This window comes from Rubrilithobacter danxiaensis, assembly GCF_047272945.1.
GTDB lineage: Bacteria > Bacteroidota > Bacteroidia > Sphingobacteriales > Sphingobacteriaceae > Rubrolithibacter > Rubrolithibacter danxiaensis.
On the sequence record NZ_JBKOPS010000012.1, the window covers coordinates 86765 to 105467 of the forward strand.

The 18703-nt window shown below is 37.3% G+C and carries 11 protein-coding genes and 1 tRNA gene; 4 read left to right on the top strand and 8 right to left on the bottom strand.

The window, feature by feature from the left end; translation table 11 throughout:
- Positions 1–88 precede the first annotated feature (88 nt).
- From ACLCDL_RS14900 to ACLCDL_RS14935, 8 genes are all read right to left on the bottom strand, one after another.
- Complete coding sequence (locus tag ACLCDL_RS14900; protein ID WP_423149196.1) at positions 89–1405, bottom strand: vanadium-dependent haloperoxidase; 1317 nt, start codon at positions 1403–1405, stop codon at positions 89–91.
- Positions 1406–1508: 103 nt separating this feature from the next.
- The gene (locus ACLCDL_RS14905) at positions 1509–2456 is read right to left on the bottom strand and encodes a cytochrome c3 family protein (protein ID WP_423149197.1); all 948 of its coding nucleotides are present in this window, start codon (positions 2454–2456) and stop codon (positions 1509–1511) included.
- A gap of 336 nt (positions 2457–2792) precedes the next feature.
- Entirely contained in the window at positions 2793–6392 is a 3600-nt protein-coding gene (locus ACLCDL_RS14910) for a VCBS repeat-containing protein (protein WP_423149198.1), read from the bottom strand.
- Positions 6393–6478: 86 nt separating this feature from the next.
- On the bottom strand, positions 6479–8320 hold the full coding sequence (locus ACLCDL_RS14915) for a RagB/SusD family nutrient uptake outer membrane protein (RefSeq protein ID WP_423149199.1): 1842 nt from the start codon (positions 8318–8320) through the stop codon (positions 6479–6481).
- Between the two features lie 30 nt (positions 8321–8350).
- Positions 8351–11533, bottom strand: a complete 3183-nt coding sequence (locus tag ACLCDL_RS14920; protein ID WP_423149200.1) for a SusC/RagA family TonB-linked outer membrane protein — start codon at positions 11531–11533, stop codon at positions 8351–8353.
- A 253-nt stretch (positions 11534–11786) separates the two neighbouring features.
- Complete coding sequence (locus ACLCDL_RS14925; RefSeq protein WP_423149201.1) at positions 11787–12707, bottom strand: hydroxypyruvate isomerase family protein; 921 nt, start codon at positions 12705–12707, stop codon at positions 11787–11789.
- Between the two features lie 369 nt (positions 12708–13076).
- Complete coding sequence (locus ACLCDL_RS14930; protein WP_423149202.1) at positions 13077–13364, bottom strand: hypothetical protein; 288 nt, start codon at positions 13362–13364, stop codon at positions 13077–13079.
- A gap of 141 nt (positions 13365–13505) precedes the next feature.
- A tRNA-Phe gene (locus ACLCDL_RS14935) sits at positions 13506–13578 on the bottom strand.
- A gap of 89 nt (positions 13579–13667) precedes the next feature.
- Between ACLCDL_RS14935 and ACLCDL_RS14940 the strand changes: the two genes are divergently transcribed.
- The 4 genes from ACLCDL_RS14940 (at position 13668) to ACLCDL_RS14955 (ending at position 18139) form a co-directional block, all read left to right on the top strand.
- Positions 13668–14795, top strand: a complete 1128-nt coding sequence (locus tag ACLCDL_RS14940; protein ID WP_423149203.1) for a tyrosine-type recombinase/integrase — start codon at positions 13668–13670, stop codon at positions 14793–14795.
- Between the two features lie 65 nt (positions 14796–14860).
- Positions 14861–15712, top strand: coding sequence for a hypothetical protein (locus tag ACLCDL_RS14945; RefSeq protein WP_423149204.1), 852 nt, complete (start codon positions 14861–14863; stop codon positions 15710–15712).
- Between the two features lie 119 nt (positions 15713–15831).
- On the top strand, positions 15832–16233 hold the full coding sequence (locus ACLCDL_RS14950; RefSeq protein WP_423149205.1) for a hypothetical protein: 402 nt from the start codon (positions 15832–15834) through the stop codon (positions 16231–16233).
- A gap of 64 nt (positions 16234–16297) precedes the next feature.
- Entirely contained in the window at positions 16298–18139 is a 1842-nt protein-coding gene (locus ACLCDL_RS14955; RefSeq protein WP_423149206.1) for a hypothetical protein, read from the top strand.
- Positions 18140–18703 lie beyond the last annotated feature (564 nt).

Below are 18703 nucleotides of genomic sequence, written 5' to 3' on the forward strand. Positions count from 1 at the left end.
CGGCAAGATAGAAATATGTTCTTTACTATGCTAAATAAGAGTAAGAATGATTAATTACTTTCTCACAAGTCAGCCAGAAAGCAGTATCCTATAAACTTAGCTTTTCAATAACTGTATCGCCTACTTTTTTACCTTCTTTAGAGCCTTCGTCCAGGCTAAATCTATAATGTATTCCACCATAAAAGCGACTAATTGATGCCTCGTTAGCGGCTTGAATAAAAGATTTAAAACTTCTCTTCATACCAATATATTTCTCGTCACTCGTGTCTTCAAACTCGAAATTATCTCCGAACATCTTAGTTAAAACAGTAGCTGCTGCACGAGTAATAGTACTATGGCCACTTGGATATTCGGGAAATGGAGGAGTTTGAAGTAAAGGCTGCCATTTTGAGTCTATTTTTTCATTAATTACGGTTATAGGCCTCACCGTACTGTATTTATATTTTAAATCCCAGCAGCAGATAAACGCGTCGTACATTGCTATTGCCGCAGCTGCATATGCCTGCGATGTTTTTGCCGGATCAGCTTTTGTTTTTTTGCAGGCAATTGCGGTTATACCCATCCAGTGCCCGCCTGGAGTAATTTTTTTATCTGCATACATCATATGGCCATGATGCTCAATAACAAAAGGATTATCATCCCAGAAACGAGCAATATCTTTTTGCTCTTTGGTAAGATTAGAAGTAACCTTGTAGAGTTCGGATATCTCTTTAAAATAGTCGCTTTGGGGATGAAGGCTGTATTTAACCGGATCGGGAAGATTTGAGGCTAAAGTGGCAGAATCAAGTAACAGTCCATCCATAGATCCCCAGCACCATTCTACTGCATCTAAATAATCAGGTGCTGTTGGCCGCCATTTCCCATCTTCGTGACTTCCTAAATACTTTTGTTTTCCTCTTGAGCTTTTATAATTATCTCTGTCTGCCCTTTCTAAAATTACATTTCCAATTGCTTCACCAAAAGCTACTGATCGCTGGTAAGTAGAATCATCCAAATTGGACTTAAAGCTTGAATACAGATTATCTTCATAATCCTTCAGAGAATCCAAAGAGAATACCACCTTATGAACAACAGTAAAGAAAGCTTTTGATGCCGCTAAAGTATAATTATAACTTTTCCCCTTTTCCGGTACCGGTAATGCTTTAAAACCTTTAAGTTTTGGTGCAAAAGACTCGTAACCAGGGTTGGCAAAGCGCATTGCTTCATAAGAAGCCAAAGAAGAATACGCGTAAATTCTGCTTGCAACAGGAGGTGAAAATGTATCGTATATTATTATCTCAGTTAACTGATCCTGGTTTTGATGCAATACTTCTGCATCATCAATTAGAGGTTTCTTTTGTTTGCATGAGCTTACTGTAAATAAAGTCGCGGTAAACAAGAAAAAATAAATCGCCCTTTTCATCATTCCATCAAAGCGTTAAATAATTAATATTCAGGTTCTAAACTCAATATCAAATATAGGATTTTTCTATTGGTATACAATTATTATGAAAGTTTATAATTCAGTGTTATTCCGCCTTATCTTTCCCAAAAAAGGCTTTATAATTATGAACTGGCGATCCTTTTTCAGAATATACAGCAATAAAATGAGTGCGAACAAGTACAGGCGTATGATCTTTTTGTTCGGCACCCTGAACCGTTAAAGTTTTTGAAGGACTTAAGGGCATATGACAGTCAATACAGTTTGTGGCAATAGAAGCGCCAAGAACAGGTGCCATTTTACAAAAATTTCCTTTTTTCTCCGAATGACAATTCATGCATTTTTGCGAAAAGACAATGAGGCTATTTCTTTCATTCATATGCGTATTATGACATGACGAGCAATTCATCGTACTCATTTTAAAACATTTACTGGCACTAAGAAGCTGATACTGATTTCCATGCACGTCGGGGGTATAATTAGTATCCATGGATTTACCAGAGCTCAGATAATCAGAGAGTGTATCACCAGGTAGGAATGTGAAAGGAGCTTTAAGACTCTTCCCAATCCCCGAATGGCATAAGGCACAGGCATCCAGTTTTCTTTGTCTTGGGAACCTTGCCGAATTAACAATATACCTGCCCACTTTTTCCTCAGGATTTTTCACATGAAACTCTACGTGCGCGGCAGCCGGACCATGGCATTTTTCGCAACCCACACCATAAATAATCTGGTCTTTGTTGTATTCTTCGGTTGTGTTAGGAATTTCTTTAAAAATTGTACTATGACACTCTAAACAACGTCCTCTAACCATTCGATTAAAAACAGGCCTGTCAGAAGGATAACCAGGACTATTTATCCAGATATTAGATGGTGTATAATAGGATACCGGGAGCTGAAACAAGTGATTTCCCTCCCAATATAAATAGCTTTGTCCTTTAGTTCCTGAGCCTATTACTATGTCAAATGGATATCCGAATTGCAATTTGTTATCAAAATAGGCCGATTGAAAAATCTTTCCGCCCTTATTTTCCATAACAATTTTAAAATGTTCATTAATCTTAAAAACATTTTTACCTGAATCTAAGCTTCCTTTTATAAATTTTCTTTGTGCCGGACGGGATGTAAGGAAATGTGCAGTTTTACTAAAAGAATCATAGATATCCTTATGACATTGCCTGCAAGTTTCAGATCCTATATATTCTCGCCCATTTATTCCGGTAATAACACTTATATTTTTTTCAGAACTTTGATTTATACATTGTGTCAGTATTAAAATAACGCTACTTATTATAAGCAGCATTTTAATTTTTCTATTTACTATTCTCACATTTAAGAAATAAAATAAAAAACGGCACCCTTTAATTCCACACTATTTCTGATAGACAATCTTTGAATTTCCCTGAGAATTTTTCAGTGATACAGACTTCACACTTTCATTAACAATTATAAACCGTCCTGATTGAGATAGGAATGAGTTACCCCATCCAAACTCCTGCTTTCGGATTTTTCCATTTTGAAGTTTTACAACGGCGCTTATATCCGAGGGTTGCAGATTTATTGTTTGGGCCATTTTTTTCAATTTCAAAATTTTCATCGGACCTCTGTTCTGGCTTGCCGCCAGAAGCATATTTCCTTCTTTATCCCGTAATTTTACTAATGCTTTTCCATCGCCGGGTATAAATATTCCACTTTGCAAAATAGACAGCGGTTTAAAACTTCCTTTACCATCTCCTTTCAAAAACAATCCATTTAAGGCATCGTATCTTCCTACAGAAACTTCTGTCCCAAAATCATTTCCATTTAATACAACATCCAGGTTCCCGTCGCCATCAAAATCTTCCGCTACCATACCGCATAGAACGGATGTTTGAGCCTGTTGCGGCAAAGGCACTATACTAAATTTACCATTGCCCTCATTTTTAATGAAACTTGAAAGAAGATAATTAGCACTAACTCTTAAAGCTCCTTCCCTTTGCTCCTTTGTTAACACTTCGTCCATTGTTGCAACAGCAAAGCTCTTATAATTCTGGAATCTGGTACGCATGCTGATAATCTGCTTCACCATATCATCTCTGGTATGGGCAGGGAACTCCTTCATATTACCTTCCTGATCAGGGAGATAGAGGGAAGGAATAGCATCGTAGCTACCATTATTATCAAAATCTTTAGCAGTAATAAAAACAGGATATTTTTCGGAAGCTTTGTAAAAAGTATTTTTTCCCTGATTACCTGCGATATAATCAATATCTCCGTCGTTGTCAAAATCACCAGAAACAATTGTATTCCACCATCCTATCTTATTGCTGATTCCTGATTTTTCAGTAACGTTTTTAAAAATTCCTTTATCATTTTTTAAGAAAGTAAGGGGCATCCATTCTCCTGCAAGTAATAAATCCTGCCAGCCATCATTATCAAAATCTGTAAAAACAGCGTCACATACCAGTCCAATACTTTTTAAATCCTTTGCTGCAGTAAGTGTTACGTCCGTAAATTTAACCTTCCCGTTTTTCGAATCATTTCGAAAAATAAAGCTTGAGACGGGTTTGGGATAATTCCATGGTTCCACTCTTCCTGACACAAATAAATCCAAGTCTCCGTCTTTATCAAAATCACTCGCCCTGACACAAAGCTTGCTGGTAAAGTTTTGAGGTAAAGCAGAAACATCTTTTGTAAAACTTCCTTTTCCATCGTTTAGATATAGCTTATCCTGGTACTCAGGCGAATTCGGAGCGCTTTCGTAGCCTCCGCTTGCAACATATAAATCCAGATCTCCATCTTTATCTGCATCGAATAATAAAAGCCCGTAATCCTTCGAAATGTTACCTGCGAGATTTGTATTTCCGGAAACAACAGGAGCAGTGAGTGATTTTTGAATGAATGCACCGTTCTTCTGCTGCAAAAAGATCTGAGCAGGATATCTGGAATTTCCACCACTAATCACATCATCTAACCCATTGTTATCTACATCTCCAACAGCCAGAGCCGGAGTATATTCTGAGAATTTATGCGGGAGAAGCTTCTGATAGTTAAAGTCAACGAAATCCACGTCCTGATGGCTGTAGTCGATTCCCACAGCATTTGTAATTTCTTTAAAAATTGCATTCGTAGCAAATTTCGTTCTATCTGAGTAGGTGAAAGGAAATTTTGCATCAGATTCCTTTACCAATAAAGTTTGATTAGGCTTAATATTCGTTAATATTTGCTTTTTACCAGCTGGCCAGATTATAACAGCTGAGTCTATAGCAGTAATTTCCCCTAAGCCAAAGTGGGCAATTTCCTGAACTGTGGAAAGGTATCCCCTGTATGGAGTATTTTCAAAGCTTTGAAGCTTACCTTTATCATAATAAATTTTAGCCGAGGCTCCCAGTCCGTTTGTGTTGGAGCTATTTCCTTGAAATTTAATTTGAATATAATTATTCCCTTTCTCATTTATCTTGTCTGAATTGTTCTTATATACAAATGCTTCATCGTTAATATTATTTATTACCATATCCAAATCGCCATCATTATCTAAATCAGCATATACTGCACCATTAGAAAAAGTCGGTTCTTTCAAACCCCACATATTCGTTTCATTTGCGAACTCAAGATTTCCTTTATTCTTAAATGCATAGTTGTGAAGCTTTACAACCGGTATTTGGTGCAATAGTTGCTCTTTGCTTGCTACGGAAAAAGATTCATCACGAAAAGCGATAAAATCATGATCAGTGACATCACGTGGATAACCGTTTGTAATAATAATATCCCTTAACCCATCGTTATCAAAATCGGCAACGAGTGGGGTCCAACTCCAGTCCGTTTCCGCAATACCCGCTAAGAAACTCACATCACTGAACACTGGAGCACCTACAGAATCATTTTGCCCTACTCGTGGGCCCTGGTTTATCTGCAATGTATTTCTAACATATTGGTACTGGTATCCGAAATAATCAAAATTCTGATAGGTTTGATAGCTGTTTGCGCTCATCATCATTTTCTTCCGGTAATTATCCTCCGGGTTCATATCCGCTTCAATAACGTCAGGAAGGCCGTCATTATTAATATCAATAATATCCTGCCCCATTGCATTTGCAGCAGTGTGTTTAAAGAACTTTCTGCTCTGGTCAGTAAAAGTTCCATTCTGATTATTGATATATAAGATATTATTAGATACAAAATCATTAGAAACATAAATATCTTTCCAGCCATCCTGGTTGATATCACTGATAGTAGCCCCATGACCGTAACCTTCAATTGTAATTCCTGCTTCTTTTGAAACGTCTGTAAAATATGGATGATTTAATGAGTCGTTTTTATCATTTCTATATAATTTACCTGTACTTTGAAAAGAACCGTCATTAATAATAGGCCTGAAACGATTTGGATTTTCAGATCGTAAAATTTCATTTACAACCAAATACATATCCAGGTCACCGTCATTATCATAGTCAAAAAATTGGGCCATCGTTGAATGGGAAGAATCATTTAACCCATATTCAGCCGCCTGCTCTTTGAACTGAGGTGTTCCCTGTTTGTCATTTCCCTGATTGACATATAGTAAATTCTCTCGCTTTTTGGGATCTTTCGAAAGCGTTGCACAAACATAGATGTCCAATTTTCCGTCGCTATTAATATCAACTACTGCAACTCCGCGACTCCATTTTCCGTTACCATCTACATTTGCCTTTTCAGTCACATCCTCAAATCTCAAATTTCCTTTATTAAGATATAACTTATTAGGCACCATATTACCCGTAAAGTACAGGTCTTGCAAACCATCCATATTAAAGTCCCCTACCCCAACACCGCCGCCGTTGTATATATTTACAATGCTTAAGGGATTTATAGAATCGGTTTCCACTATTTTATTATTAAAGGTAATTCCTGAACTGGAAGAGTTTACCCTTTCAAACAATTGGTTTTTTCCACAAGAAGCAAGAGTGAAAGTAATACCAAGAATAAAAAAAGATTTATACGAAAAAACATGCATAATAGTAATCGGGACTTAAACTCAAAAAAAAGAGGTAGAGATTAATCTCTACCTCAAATATACAAGTATATTTTATTTATAAAATTCTATAAGCCAGTATTTTGATTTTGCTTCAAAGTACCGTTGCTAATGTCAATCTGGCCTTGAGGAATAGGAAATACCTCATCTTGCCCTTGAGTGAATTTAGCTCCATCCAGAATTTGGTATTTTTTACCTTTCAGGCTATAACTTTTATTTTCGTGACTGATGTACTTATTAAGTACACCTGCCATGTAACCATTATTTGCATTAGTTGTCCAGTCGATTGAATACCGCTGAAGATCAAAGAAACGGTGGCCTTCCATAGCTAACTCTAGCCTTCTTTCGAAACGAACTGCTTCAACAGCATACGCTTTTCCTTTGGCAACAAAATTAGTATACATGCCAATTTTATAGTTAGCAGCTGGAGTAGTAGTGAATCCGTCCAGAGGTTTAGCATCATCCTTATAAGTATGAACCCAAGTTGCAGGATTTGCTGCTCTCGTTCTAACCATGTTTACGTAAGTCTGCGCCTGTCCAAGATTACCCGCATCAGCTTCACATTCTGCAGCCATTAACAGCACATCAGCAAACCGCAAGTAGTTGTAGTTATTACCTGTTGACTCATTTACAGCCCAACCATCAAAAGAATCTGCCTGAGTATCTTTTTCAGCGCCCCAGAATAAATTCTTAACCGGCAAATAAGGGCCTGCAGCAGCTTGTGCGCGAATCCAAGCTTTACCTGGCATTACACCCCAGTCTAAATATGGAATTCCTCTTCTACCTACTGTCCAGTCTAAACGAGGATCAACAGGCTCGGTAGTCGGAGTAAATGGATCACCTGCCTCAATTTCATAATCGTTCTTTAAATCTGTAACGTTGTAAGCATCATTTTCAAACATCGGAAGTCCACTTGCATCAACTTTAAATGCGTTAGCTAAACTAAACGATGGCTGATAAAAACCGCAGCAGGTAGTATACCCACCACCAGGGAAGTTTAAAGCATCACCTGCATTACCGTTGCGTCCATTGTCTCCTTTGGGAACTGCCATCTGAACTGCAAATACAGTTTCTGAATTATTCTGTGCAGAAGCTCTGAAATTGTCAGAAAAATTTGTAACTAGAGCATATTTAACTCCTCCAGAGTTAACGCCATTAGCAATAACATCCTTCAATATAATATTAGCATCCGCATATTTATGCTGGAACATCATTACTTTAGCTAATAATGCTTTCGCTGCCCATGAGTTAACACGTCCAAACTGAGATTTAGTAGGAGTAAGGTTTTCAGCGGCAAATTTTAAATCAGCTTCAATTGCAGGATAAACGCTTACATCATTAGGGACATAATAATTCCCATTTTCGTAAGTTACGTTTTCTGAAACGAATGGAACCATAGGACCGTAAACTTTTGCAATTTCAAAATGGTATACTGCCCTTAAAAAACGTGCTTCAGCCGCATTTTGCAAAGTATCAGCCGGAGTAAGTGATCCGTCAGTTACCTTTCTCATTAACCTTAACACGTTATTTGCACGTTGTGCACCATCGTAATTAGCAGCCCATTTAGCGGAAATATAAGGATTTGTTGCAGGAATAGTATAATTCTCAACAAACTCCGCATCCTGCTGATCCCCGTACTCAGATCCTTTGTGTGCGTCATCAGAAGCTACGCCACCCCAAACCCAGTTACTTATTGCTTTAGGCCAGTGATCCCCTGCCGGGCCACCAATTCCATCTAACAGGGAATAGGCTCCTATCAGCATCCCGTCCACTCCTGCCTTATTTGCAAGAGTCGATTCACTCAATGCACCAGCCGGACTCCTCTCAAGGAAATCCTTTTTACACGCATACGCAGTTACAACTAATGCTGCACATGCCGGTATAAATAATTTTAAATTAAATCTTTTCATAAAAAATTTGTCAAAACTTTTTTCAAACAATTATAAAGTCAGGTTAACGCCGAATAAGAAACTTTTTTGATTATTCGGATAATTACCATAATCAACACCAAAACCTGCAGATTGCTGATCACCACCCAAATTACCAGAAGAAGGAACCAATTCAGGATCCATACCGCTGTATTTTGTGATGGTAAATAGGTTTGCTCCCTGCACATAAACTCTTAATCTGCTTATTCCTAACCGGCTAAGAGCAGTAGCCGGAATTGTATACCCTATTTGTAAAGAACGCATTTTAAGGAAGGAGGCATCTTCCACATAATATGAGTTCATGGCACCGGAATTACTAATAGTACTTGCAGATTCAGCTACCGGAGTTGTTGCATTTGGATTGCTGGCAACCCATTGCCCTCTTGGAGCAGAACGATCAACTGGTTCCCAAGCTGTTAACAAAGCTTTACTTTTACCGCCCACAAAACTACCAAGAAAATCAGTCCAATACTTAGTATAGTTAAGCGCCTGATTACCTTGAGATCCAAAAAGAACTGTCGATAAGTCAAAGTTTTTATAACTTGCCCCGATATTGATGCCGTAAGTAAAATCAGGATTTGGGTTTCCTATAAACGTACGATCTTTGTCAGTCACTGCACCGTCTCCATCAACATCCTTATACTTGAAACGGCCTGGAGCAGATCCACCCTGTGTAGGAGAATTTAATACGTCTAAAGAATCTCTGAATAATCCCTGTACCTGGTAGCCGTAAAAAGAAGCAACTGGATGACCTACCTGGTTACGAATCAGGTTACCGATACGAGATCCTGACGTTTCAAAAAAGTTTCCGGGAACGCTGATAATTTTATTATCATAGGTGGTAAAGTTAACACCTACATTGTATTTGAAATCTTTGGACTGGGAGCTATTATATCCTACTGACACATCAAGACCAGTGTTCTGGATATCCCCAAGGTTTACATAAGGAGCTGTTGCGCCACCAACAGTATAAGGCAGCGACTCGCGGAATAATAATCCGTTAATCTTTTTCTTATACCATTCTGCTGATAAAGTTACGTGGTTATTCAGGATTGTGGCATCAAAACCAGCATTTGTAACAATATCTTCTTCCCATCCCGTAGCCGGATTTCCTAGATCAGAAGAAAGAAATCCTTGTTGAATTCCATTACCACCACCGATAGGATAGTATGCAGTCTGGTTATTTCCTCCAAAAATATTATAGGCATTGCGATTAGGGGTATTAGCATACGAACCCATTTTACCCCAGCTTCCCCGGAGTTTCAGGTCGTTCAACCACGCAATATTTTTCATAAAAGCCTCCTGGCTGATTCTCCATCCTAAAGATACAGCAGGGAACACACCATAACGTTTCTCACTACCAAAACGAGAAGAACCATCACGGCGAATAGTTGCTCCTATTAAATATTTATCTTGAAAAGAATAATCTACACGACCGAACAAGGAAAACAACCGGTCATTATTATTTACATGGCTATAATTTGTTTCATTAGCCGAGCCGTTGTCAAGATTTATGAAATTTGGATCTGTAGAGAATAGGCTATTTATACTTCCTCCAAGATCCCGGCCATAAGAGTTTACAGCTTCAGTTCCTGCCAATATTTTAATATTATGAGTACCTATTACTTTAGAGTAATTTAACGTATTAGTCCAGGTCCAGTCATTGTAATAAGAAGCATTTTCACTAAAACTGTTAGGGTTACTAAAACCTTCACGGTTCCAATAATTAGGGAAACCAAAGTTGTAATAATAGTTATTTCCAATACTACCACCGAAAGATGTGCGAGCAGTAAGACCTTTAATTAGATCTACTTCAGCAAAAATATTTCCCTGCATCTGCCAAAAATTCTGTTTGTTATTTCTTTGAGCATCCTGCATTGCAACAGGATTCTGTCCGTTCCCCATCTCACCGGTTCCTAAACGAGTACCGGCATAGTTACCCTGAATGTCGTATACGGGAATAAATGACTGCATACGATACGCAAACGAAATGGCATTACCTTCATTTTGGTTACCACCCGGGATACCAGGAGAATTCTTATAATACAAATATGCATTTTCACCTACACGGATGCTTTTACCAATATTAAAGGTTGTGTTTATACGAGTACCATATCTTTTATTATAGGTATTCATTAAAGTACCCTGCTCATTTAAATAATTTAAAGAAAACAAATAGGTCGCGTTTTCGGTACCCCCACTCGCTGTTAAGGAATGATTCATTACCGGTGCTGATGAGAAAATCTCATGGAACCAGTCTGTTCCTGCTTGGTTAGACCTCGCTATTTGATAATTATTAGCAGGATTCACGGGATCAAAACGATATTTAGCAGGATCAACTGCAGGAGATCCCGCCGCTGCGTATCCTCCTTTATTAGCTGCATTGTCCACCCATATATACTCAGGGACTTTTCCTCCCGCATAAATAGCGTGATTTGGGTCAACCCTGTTAAAGACAGTAGCCATCTCAGAAGGATTCATTAAATTAAATACGTTGCCTGAAGGCGGTGTAACCTGCCCATAATAAGCATCGTAAGTAATTTTAGGAGCGCCTGATTTTCCTTTCTTAGTAGTTACTACGATTACTCCGTTAGCCCCACGAACCCCGTAAATTGATGCCGCACCCGCATCTTTCAATACCTGTACTGATGCGATATCATTTGGGTTTATATCGTTCAAACCCGCCTGAACTCCATCAACAATAACCAAAGGTTTGGTATTACCAAATGAAGAAACACCACGAATAAAGATATTAGCTTCTTGTCCTGGCTGACCAGCTGCTAAAACCACTACCCCTGATGCTTGTCCTTGAAGTAATTGAGAAGTCGAACCAGATGGAACCGAAGTCATTTGGTTTACATCAACTACAGCAACTGAACCGGTAATATCTTTCTTTCTTTGAGATTGATAACCTGTTACAACCACCTGGTCTAAAGCTTTTGCTTCTGACGCCAGTTTTACATTTAATGAAGATTGTCCGTTAACTGCTACAGATTTTGTTGTATAACCTATATAGGTAAATACAAGAGTTCCGTTAGATGGTGCGTTGATTGAAAATGCCCCATTAACATCGGTGGTAGTTCCGGCTGTAGTTCCCGAAACTTTGATACTTACGCCTACAAGAGGCTCTCCTGCCGCATCGGTTACCACACCTTTAACAGGAATGTTCTGCGCAATGGCTGCAGAAATTGACACTAGGGTTAGAAGAAGCATGAACACATACCTCATCCTACTGAGTAGAGAATAATGCATAGATTAATTTAGTTAGTTATTATTTGGTTATTTGAAAGCACATCAGGATGCCTATCAAAAACTAAAGATATAGGCATTTTTATTTCCCTCCAAACTTTTTTAAAAAAATATAAGTTAAGACACGATTTTAATATTCAATACAGTTAATAATTTTTGTTTTAAAAGCAGGTTTATATCCTATAAATAGTACTATCTCTTAAATGAAACTATCCGCTTCCCGATATGCTTTTATTAAAGCGTATTCACCCTCTTTCCCTTTTATTGAATTTCCATGCTCCATGCCCATTATCCCTTTATATCCTTTATTATATAAATGCTTAAAAACATTCTTATAATTTACTTCGCCGCTGCCAGGTTCATTCCTGCCAGGATTATCCCCAATCTGGATATAAGCAATCTCATCCCAATTTTTATCAATGTTTGGAATAATATTCCCTTCGTTTCGCTGCATATGATAGATGTCGAAAAGAATTTTACATGAAGGACTGTTTACGGCTTTGCAAATAGAAAAAGTCTGATCGGAATTTCGAAGAAAAAGATCCGGAGTATCACTTAATGGCTCCAATACCATAACCAAACCGTGAGGCTCAAAAATTTCAGCACCTCTGCGTAAAGCGTCTATTACATTGGCAGTCTGGATTCCTATTGGCAAGTTTCGTTCAAAAAAACCCGGCACAACCGTTGCCCACTTTGCATTTACTCTTTTTGCCGTTTCCACCGATTTTTTACAGGTTTCAATAAACTTGTCTTTAAATTCCTGTTTACCGGTAGTAAGAGAGATTTTCCAGTTATCTCCTCCATCTACAACAAACACCCCCATCTGCATTCCCAGTTTGCTTAGCAAATTTCCAATTTTCTCCTGCTGGTTAAGGGGCCGTGCAAGCATTCCGTTATCTTCAATTGCTCTAAAGCCCTGATCGTGCATATAACGGATTTGATCAAGAAAATCTTTGCCCCCATTGTTCGCAAACATTCCTTCGTGCGGGGCATAACTAAGATTAAAAGTTTTTCCGCCAGCAGGTGTATTGTATTTTAAAGTTGAAGAGAACGCGGTAGTTCCTGCAGCTATAGAAGCGCTTGCAAGTAGTCCGGCTTTTAAAAATTCATTCCTTTTCATTTAATCTGACTTTAGTTCTTGGTTAAGTTTATATAGGTTGAGGATTGTTTTAACATTTATCGGAAGGAAGTTTAAAAAATTTCACGATAAGATGTTTCCCTAAGGGAGATTGTACTTTCTAAAAGCTCAATGATTTCTTAAAAAATTAAGGGAAAGGTCTACTGATTCCTGTAAACTTTTCGTTAAAGGATATAATTGAAAACATAAGAGTAGGCTTATAATTTGTTTTTATAACAATTATAAAACTACGAACATTTGGAAAAAATCAAACAAAAAGTTAAAAACAGCTGTCGCTGATATCAGAACGATAAATAAGAAGATTATAAAAGGGAAGAGGAATCAGCCTATAAAGTTAATAAGCAAAGCAGCCTATAAAAATTTCAGCAGCAAATCAACAATATAATAAACCGCTATAAATACAATTAAGGCTAAAAAAACATTAACAGTTAGCTTAACATTACTATTGTGACTTTTTAAACTTCGCCCCTGCCTGTAATTATAATTATTCTGCTGGTTCTTCAGGCGTAAATACTCAAGATTAGTACTACTTAATCTTTCCTCCAGATCCTGAATCTGCTGAAGCCTTTCTTCAAGTTCCTGTTGTAAACGTTCTTCTTCGTTTACTGATGTTTTGTGTTTCTCAAATTTCCCCAGCATTCTCCCTCTCTTTCGGTAAAATGTATGTAATTAAAGATATAACGAATCTTTAATTACATAGTTACAAAAATAATTTAGTTTACGTGTATTGGCTCCAGGCTATAAAACAAAAAAGCTCCAGATTTCTCTGAAGCTTTGCGGTGGTACCAGCTGGAATCGAACCAGCGACACAAGGATTTTCAGTCCTTTGCTCTACCAACTGAGCTATGGTACCGCCTTCCGATTGGTATCGGAATTGGGTCTGCAAATGTAGCTTCTTTTTTCATTTATGAAACGAGCTGTGCGTCACTTATGCGTCAGTTCATGTATACAGAACCTAAAATTATTTCTACTGAAAATTTAAAAACCAGATCCTATATTTTATTTTACTACAACGGAGAAAGATTCCGGGAGTACAATGGTAAAAAGCTAGGGATGTCCATTACGCCCAATCGTGCTGCAAGCTTAAAAGAGAGAGACAGACTATTAAAAAAGCTTCTATTTGAGTTTCATAAGGCTTTAGAAAAGGGTTGGAATCCAACCCAAGAGAGCGAGCTACGAAAATCACCCAAATCTACAATTGAAGTACTTGGAGAAATAATCAACGAAAGACAGAAAAGCTCCTTAAGCGCTACTTACAAAAGAGATCTTTGTAGTGTTTACAAACAACTGTTAGAGTTCTTACTGCCTGAAGAAAAAAACGGCCTGATTTCCAGTATCACAGTCGCACGCTTAACAGATTTTTTAACTCAGTTCGATACTAGTGGAACACACTATATGAATAAGAGAAGAGCTTTAAGCGCGCTTTTAACGACAGCTGTCAATAAAGGTTACCTTACTTCAAACCCAATAGAAAAGACCGCTAAAAAGAAATCAAAAGCAACTCTTCACAAAATATATACACCTGAGCAAACTAAAAAAATACTAAGCTTTTTGAAGGAAAGCTACCCCAACCTTCACTTATGTTGCTTGTTAACGTATGGATGTCTGCTTCGACCTCATGAAGAGTCCAGATTACTTAAGAGAGGACATTTTAATGATCAAGTTACTCAAATTCAACTTTCAGGGTTCGAAAACAAAAGCGGCAGGATAAGAACGGTATACATTTCTGATTATGTGAGAGAAGAACTAATTGAACGAGGTATTCACCTATTAGAACCTAATCAAAATATTATAAGCAGAACCGATAAGCCTTTCAACGTCAGCTACTTCAGCTTACAATGGTCAAGAGCTAAGAAAAAGATGCTTAAGCAAAAGGGGCTATTAGAGCCGGAGCAAACAATTTACTCATTCAGACACTCAGCCGCAATTAATATCTATAAGAGAACTAAAGATTTGCATATTCTTCAACAGCTATTAGGTCATTCGAATATGATCGTTACCTTAAAATATCTGCGGGGATTAGGACAAGTAAATTTGGAGCATTTGAAGGAATCGTACCCTGAATTATAATAACGAAGACACCAGCGGAGTAACTATTTATTCCGCTGTTTCTATCTTTGTACCTTTTAAATGATATGGATTACTTTGTGCTTCACCCTAACTTTGAAATTCTTCGTTCTTACCTCGGTACGAATACAGACCAGCAGTATGATGCAATGGTACGAGAATTTGAAGCATGGGGAAATGTAGTCCAATCTCCAAGCTTTAGTACAATAGAAAAAGTCGAACAACTTAAAGAGGGGTTCAGAGAACTGCTCTCCAAATTTAACTTGTCGTGTCATTACGAGAACCTTCTGTACTTGACATTACATTATTACGAGGTTATACATGCTGATTATACTTCTGCTTTAAAGCATCATGCTAATAAAGAGTTCATGTTGGAGGAAGGTTATAGTGAGTGGGTTGAATATGGAGAAATACAGAGGGCAAAAGAGCTAGCTGGACTTCTCCTATTCTTAAAAAGATCTAAAGCCGATGACCTTCATATAGCTTTCCAAGCGCCAAAGGATTCAGTTAGGGTAAAAGATTCAATCCTTTCTTCATGGATTTGCGACACATTATTGGATGCTATAGAGAATAGTAAATCAAACTTAGACTCACTAGGTGAAAAAGCATTACATATGCTTACTTCTCCTAATGGTGGTATTGATTTAGCAAGGATACAAGAAGCAGCAGATGCTAAAATTAAAAATCCTAAGAAAGTGGTTTCTAAGCTAATTGCTAAGTTCTGCTTATCACTGCTTCCTTATTTAAATAATGAAACTCATTTAAAAGCAGTAGGAGTGAAATACGGAGATCAACAACTTAAATTTCTATATGACCTACTCGTACTGTTAAAGTTGCTTTATGTGAAGCTATTCGAAGAGCAATTATTCAAAGCCAATGATTATCATCCTAAAGATTATATCAGGTCTCTTCTTCCATAATCCCTTGTGAACCAAGGGAAAGAAAACTGAGTTGAAAGTTCTAATATTTCCTCTTATAAATCATTTTTCGATCATAGCCACCTTTGATGTGTCGAAAGCAAAGGCTTCGACATTAACAAATGAAGTTATTTAATAAGTTACATGGAGGATCCGAGGGATCAGGCCATGATGGAAGTCTGATTACAGCAAAAGTCTTTTTAGGAAAAGAGGATGGAACTAATTACTTTACAGCTAAAGGTTTTGTGGAGTATGCAAAGAGTTTGAGAGAACACGAGGTTGAACAGTTAGAACAGTTCTTCGAGTTTGTAAAAAATGGGCATCGTATCGTAGGAACCTTGATCACAAGGAAAGATAAGGCAGGACGTCCTTATCAACATCCTCCTTTTCATATGGCTAAATCAAGCCAAGGTGTAAAGGTAATCACCGAGGGAGGAATGGCTGTTTTCATTAAAGATTATCAAGAAGGTAGGATTACCATAAACTTTACCTTGGAAGAACTCATAGAGGAAGCGTTAAACTAAATTGCTCTAGGGTGAGGCTTCTTTACCTCACCCTTTTCATTTCAGCTAATCAATTATCATTCAAATGTTCAAAAGCACTACTACTTACAAGGTAAGTCGAAGCACTTATATCAATAAAATCTTTCCTGATGGACTGCCAGTAAATGCTTTTATAGATAAAGGAAGGTGCGCTATCGGAGGCACAACACAAGAAATACAAGATAAATCACGGTGTACAATCTTGATAGTACCTAACACTAGTATACTTTTAAATAAACTACTTTCATCAAAAGGCGATGAGAGACCGGACTATATCGTCTATGGAGATATAAAATTACCAGAAGTTCAAAAGATGATGCAAGACAAAAGATCAGGTATAAAGATCATGTCAACACCTGAAGGTATTTGGAAGATTATAAAGGCTGCTGAACGAGAAAGAAGACTTGAAGAGGTATATAAACAGTGGTTCTTACTTCTGGATGAATCTCACACTTTTATCAGTGAAGCATACCGAAAGAACATTCTTCTGCCTTTCAAATACTTCTGGAGCTTCGACAACAAGTCCATTATATCTGCTACTCCGTACTACTTCTCTGATCCAGGATTTCATGATTTGGATTACCACCAAATTACATTTACTGAAAAGCTTGGTAAGGTTACGGTAGTAAATGCTTCAAGTGTAGTTGGAACACTAAATTACCTTTTGAAGAATGTTCATGAGTTTCCAGGAAATGTGCACATCTTCTATAATTCAGTAACGGAGATTAGAAACGCTGTTCTCAATGCAGAACTTACAGAATGCAGTATTTATTGTGCTGACGATAAAGATAGTAGCAACATGGACAAGCTTGGAGAACTGAAGAAGTTCTTTGTCCCTGAACCCCATGAGAGCAATTATAAAAAGATAAACTTCTACACCTGCAAATATTTTGAAGGCTGGGACTTGTACGATGTAAATGCTACAGTTGTATTAGTAACGGATTGCTTTAAATTGTACACGAAAGTAGGAGTTGCCAGCAAGGGAAAGCAAGCTATGGGACGTCTCCGTAATCCAGCCTATCAGATAATTCATATTACTAATCATGAGCATAAGAATCAAATGGTTCTTTGGGAAGAATATAAAGAGGAATATCTAAAAGATGCTAAACGAATTATCAAAGATTACAACGACGCGATTCTGAACTCTCGGTTCAACAAGTTCACGAAGGATGAAAGGCTTAAATTCTTTGCTGATATAGATAAAAACACCAAACTTGCAACGCTCAACTTGAACCTTTTAGACCAACAGATTAATGAATCAGCTAGTAACGAAGTTTATAAAAACATCAAGTTCATCATTGAAGACTGGAACAAAGCTTACTTCGATGTGGAAATGCAATATTCTGATCATAAATTAGAAACGAAGACAGAACGCAATCGGAAATCAGCAGCTACTAAGTTAAAAGAAGATTACTTTGAGCTTGAATCGTTATTAACTACAACAACATTAACATTCCATTTCGGTAAGAGTGCAGAACAGCAAATTGCGGAAAGAAATCCCATAGCTTATAAAGCATTTAAGCTTTTAAATAAGCAGTTAGTTGAAAATCTCAAATACAACCCAAAGAAGTTAGAACGCGAGATTATACTTAGAGAAAATGAAGATGCAGAAGTCAAATTAATGAAGCTTTTAAAAAGGACTTTTACATTTAAGAAAGGAAATGATTTCTATTTCAATTCATTTATTACATCAAAACTTCAGGAACTCTATAAAAAGGTCGGATTGAAAGATGCTAAAACCGGACAAGTAAAAAGAGCTTCTCCTTCAGATCTTGGAGAAGAAGGAAGGTTCATCATAAAAATAGCAAAGAGAACTAACCCTCAGGGTAAACGTGAAAACGGAGTGATCATAATAGGTCACCGACTTGGCTTAAAGACAACTGAATGATTTATTCATCAATCAATCAATCTGTCAACTGTCCACTAAATCACTAAAAATTGTAATTTATATAGGGAGATTACAAAAAATATCATTTTGATGGACACAAGAGAATTTCTTATATCTAAAATAACAAATGCAAGCCATCCTAATAACCGGTTTTTCATGCTCATTATTCACATTAATAAATTATTTATCAAGATGAGTCTTTAAAGGAAGAGATTTAACTTAGTACTCAGGACCCGTCAATGCGCGTTATATACTTGTTCCAAATTTTGGAAAATATTCTGCTTGCTCCATCAAACATACCTAGACCATTCAACACAAAAAATTTTACGAGATGTTCAGGATGAATCATAACAAAAATAGCAGACAGAACAGGTAATAGTCCTGCTAGAATTATTTTTGGATTATTGAAATAGTGAAATAAAAACCCTTTCCATAACGCTTTGACGGGTCTTTGTTCACCTAATTTGTAATAGCCAAGACTTGATCTGACAATTGCTAGGTTTTAAAAAGTGTCAGATGTTCTCTTCGAATATATAAAAGATTCTTCGAACTCAACAGACCCAT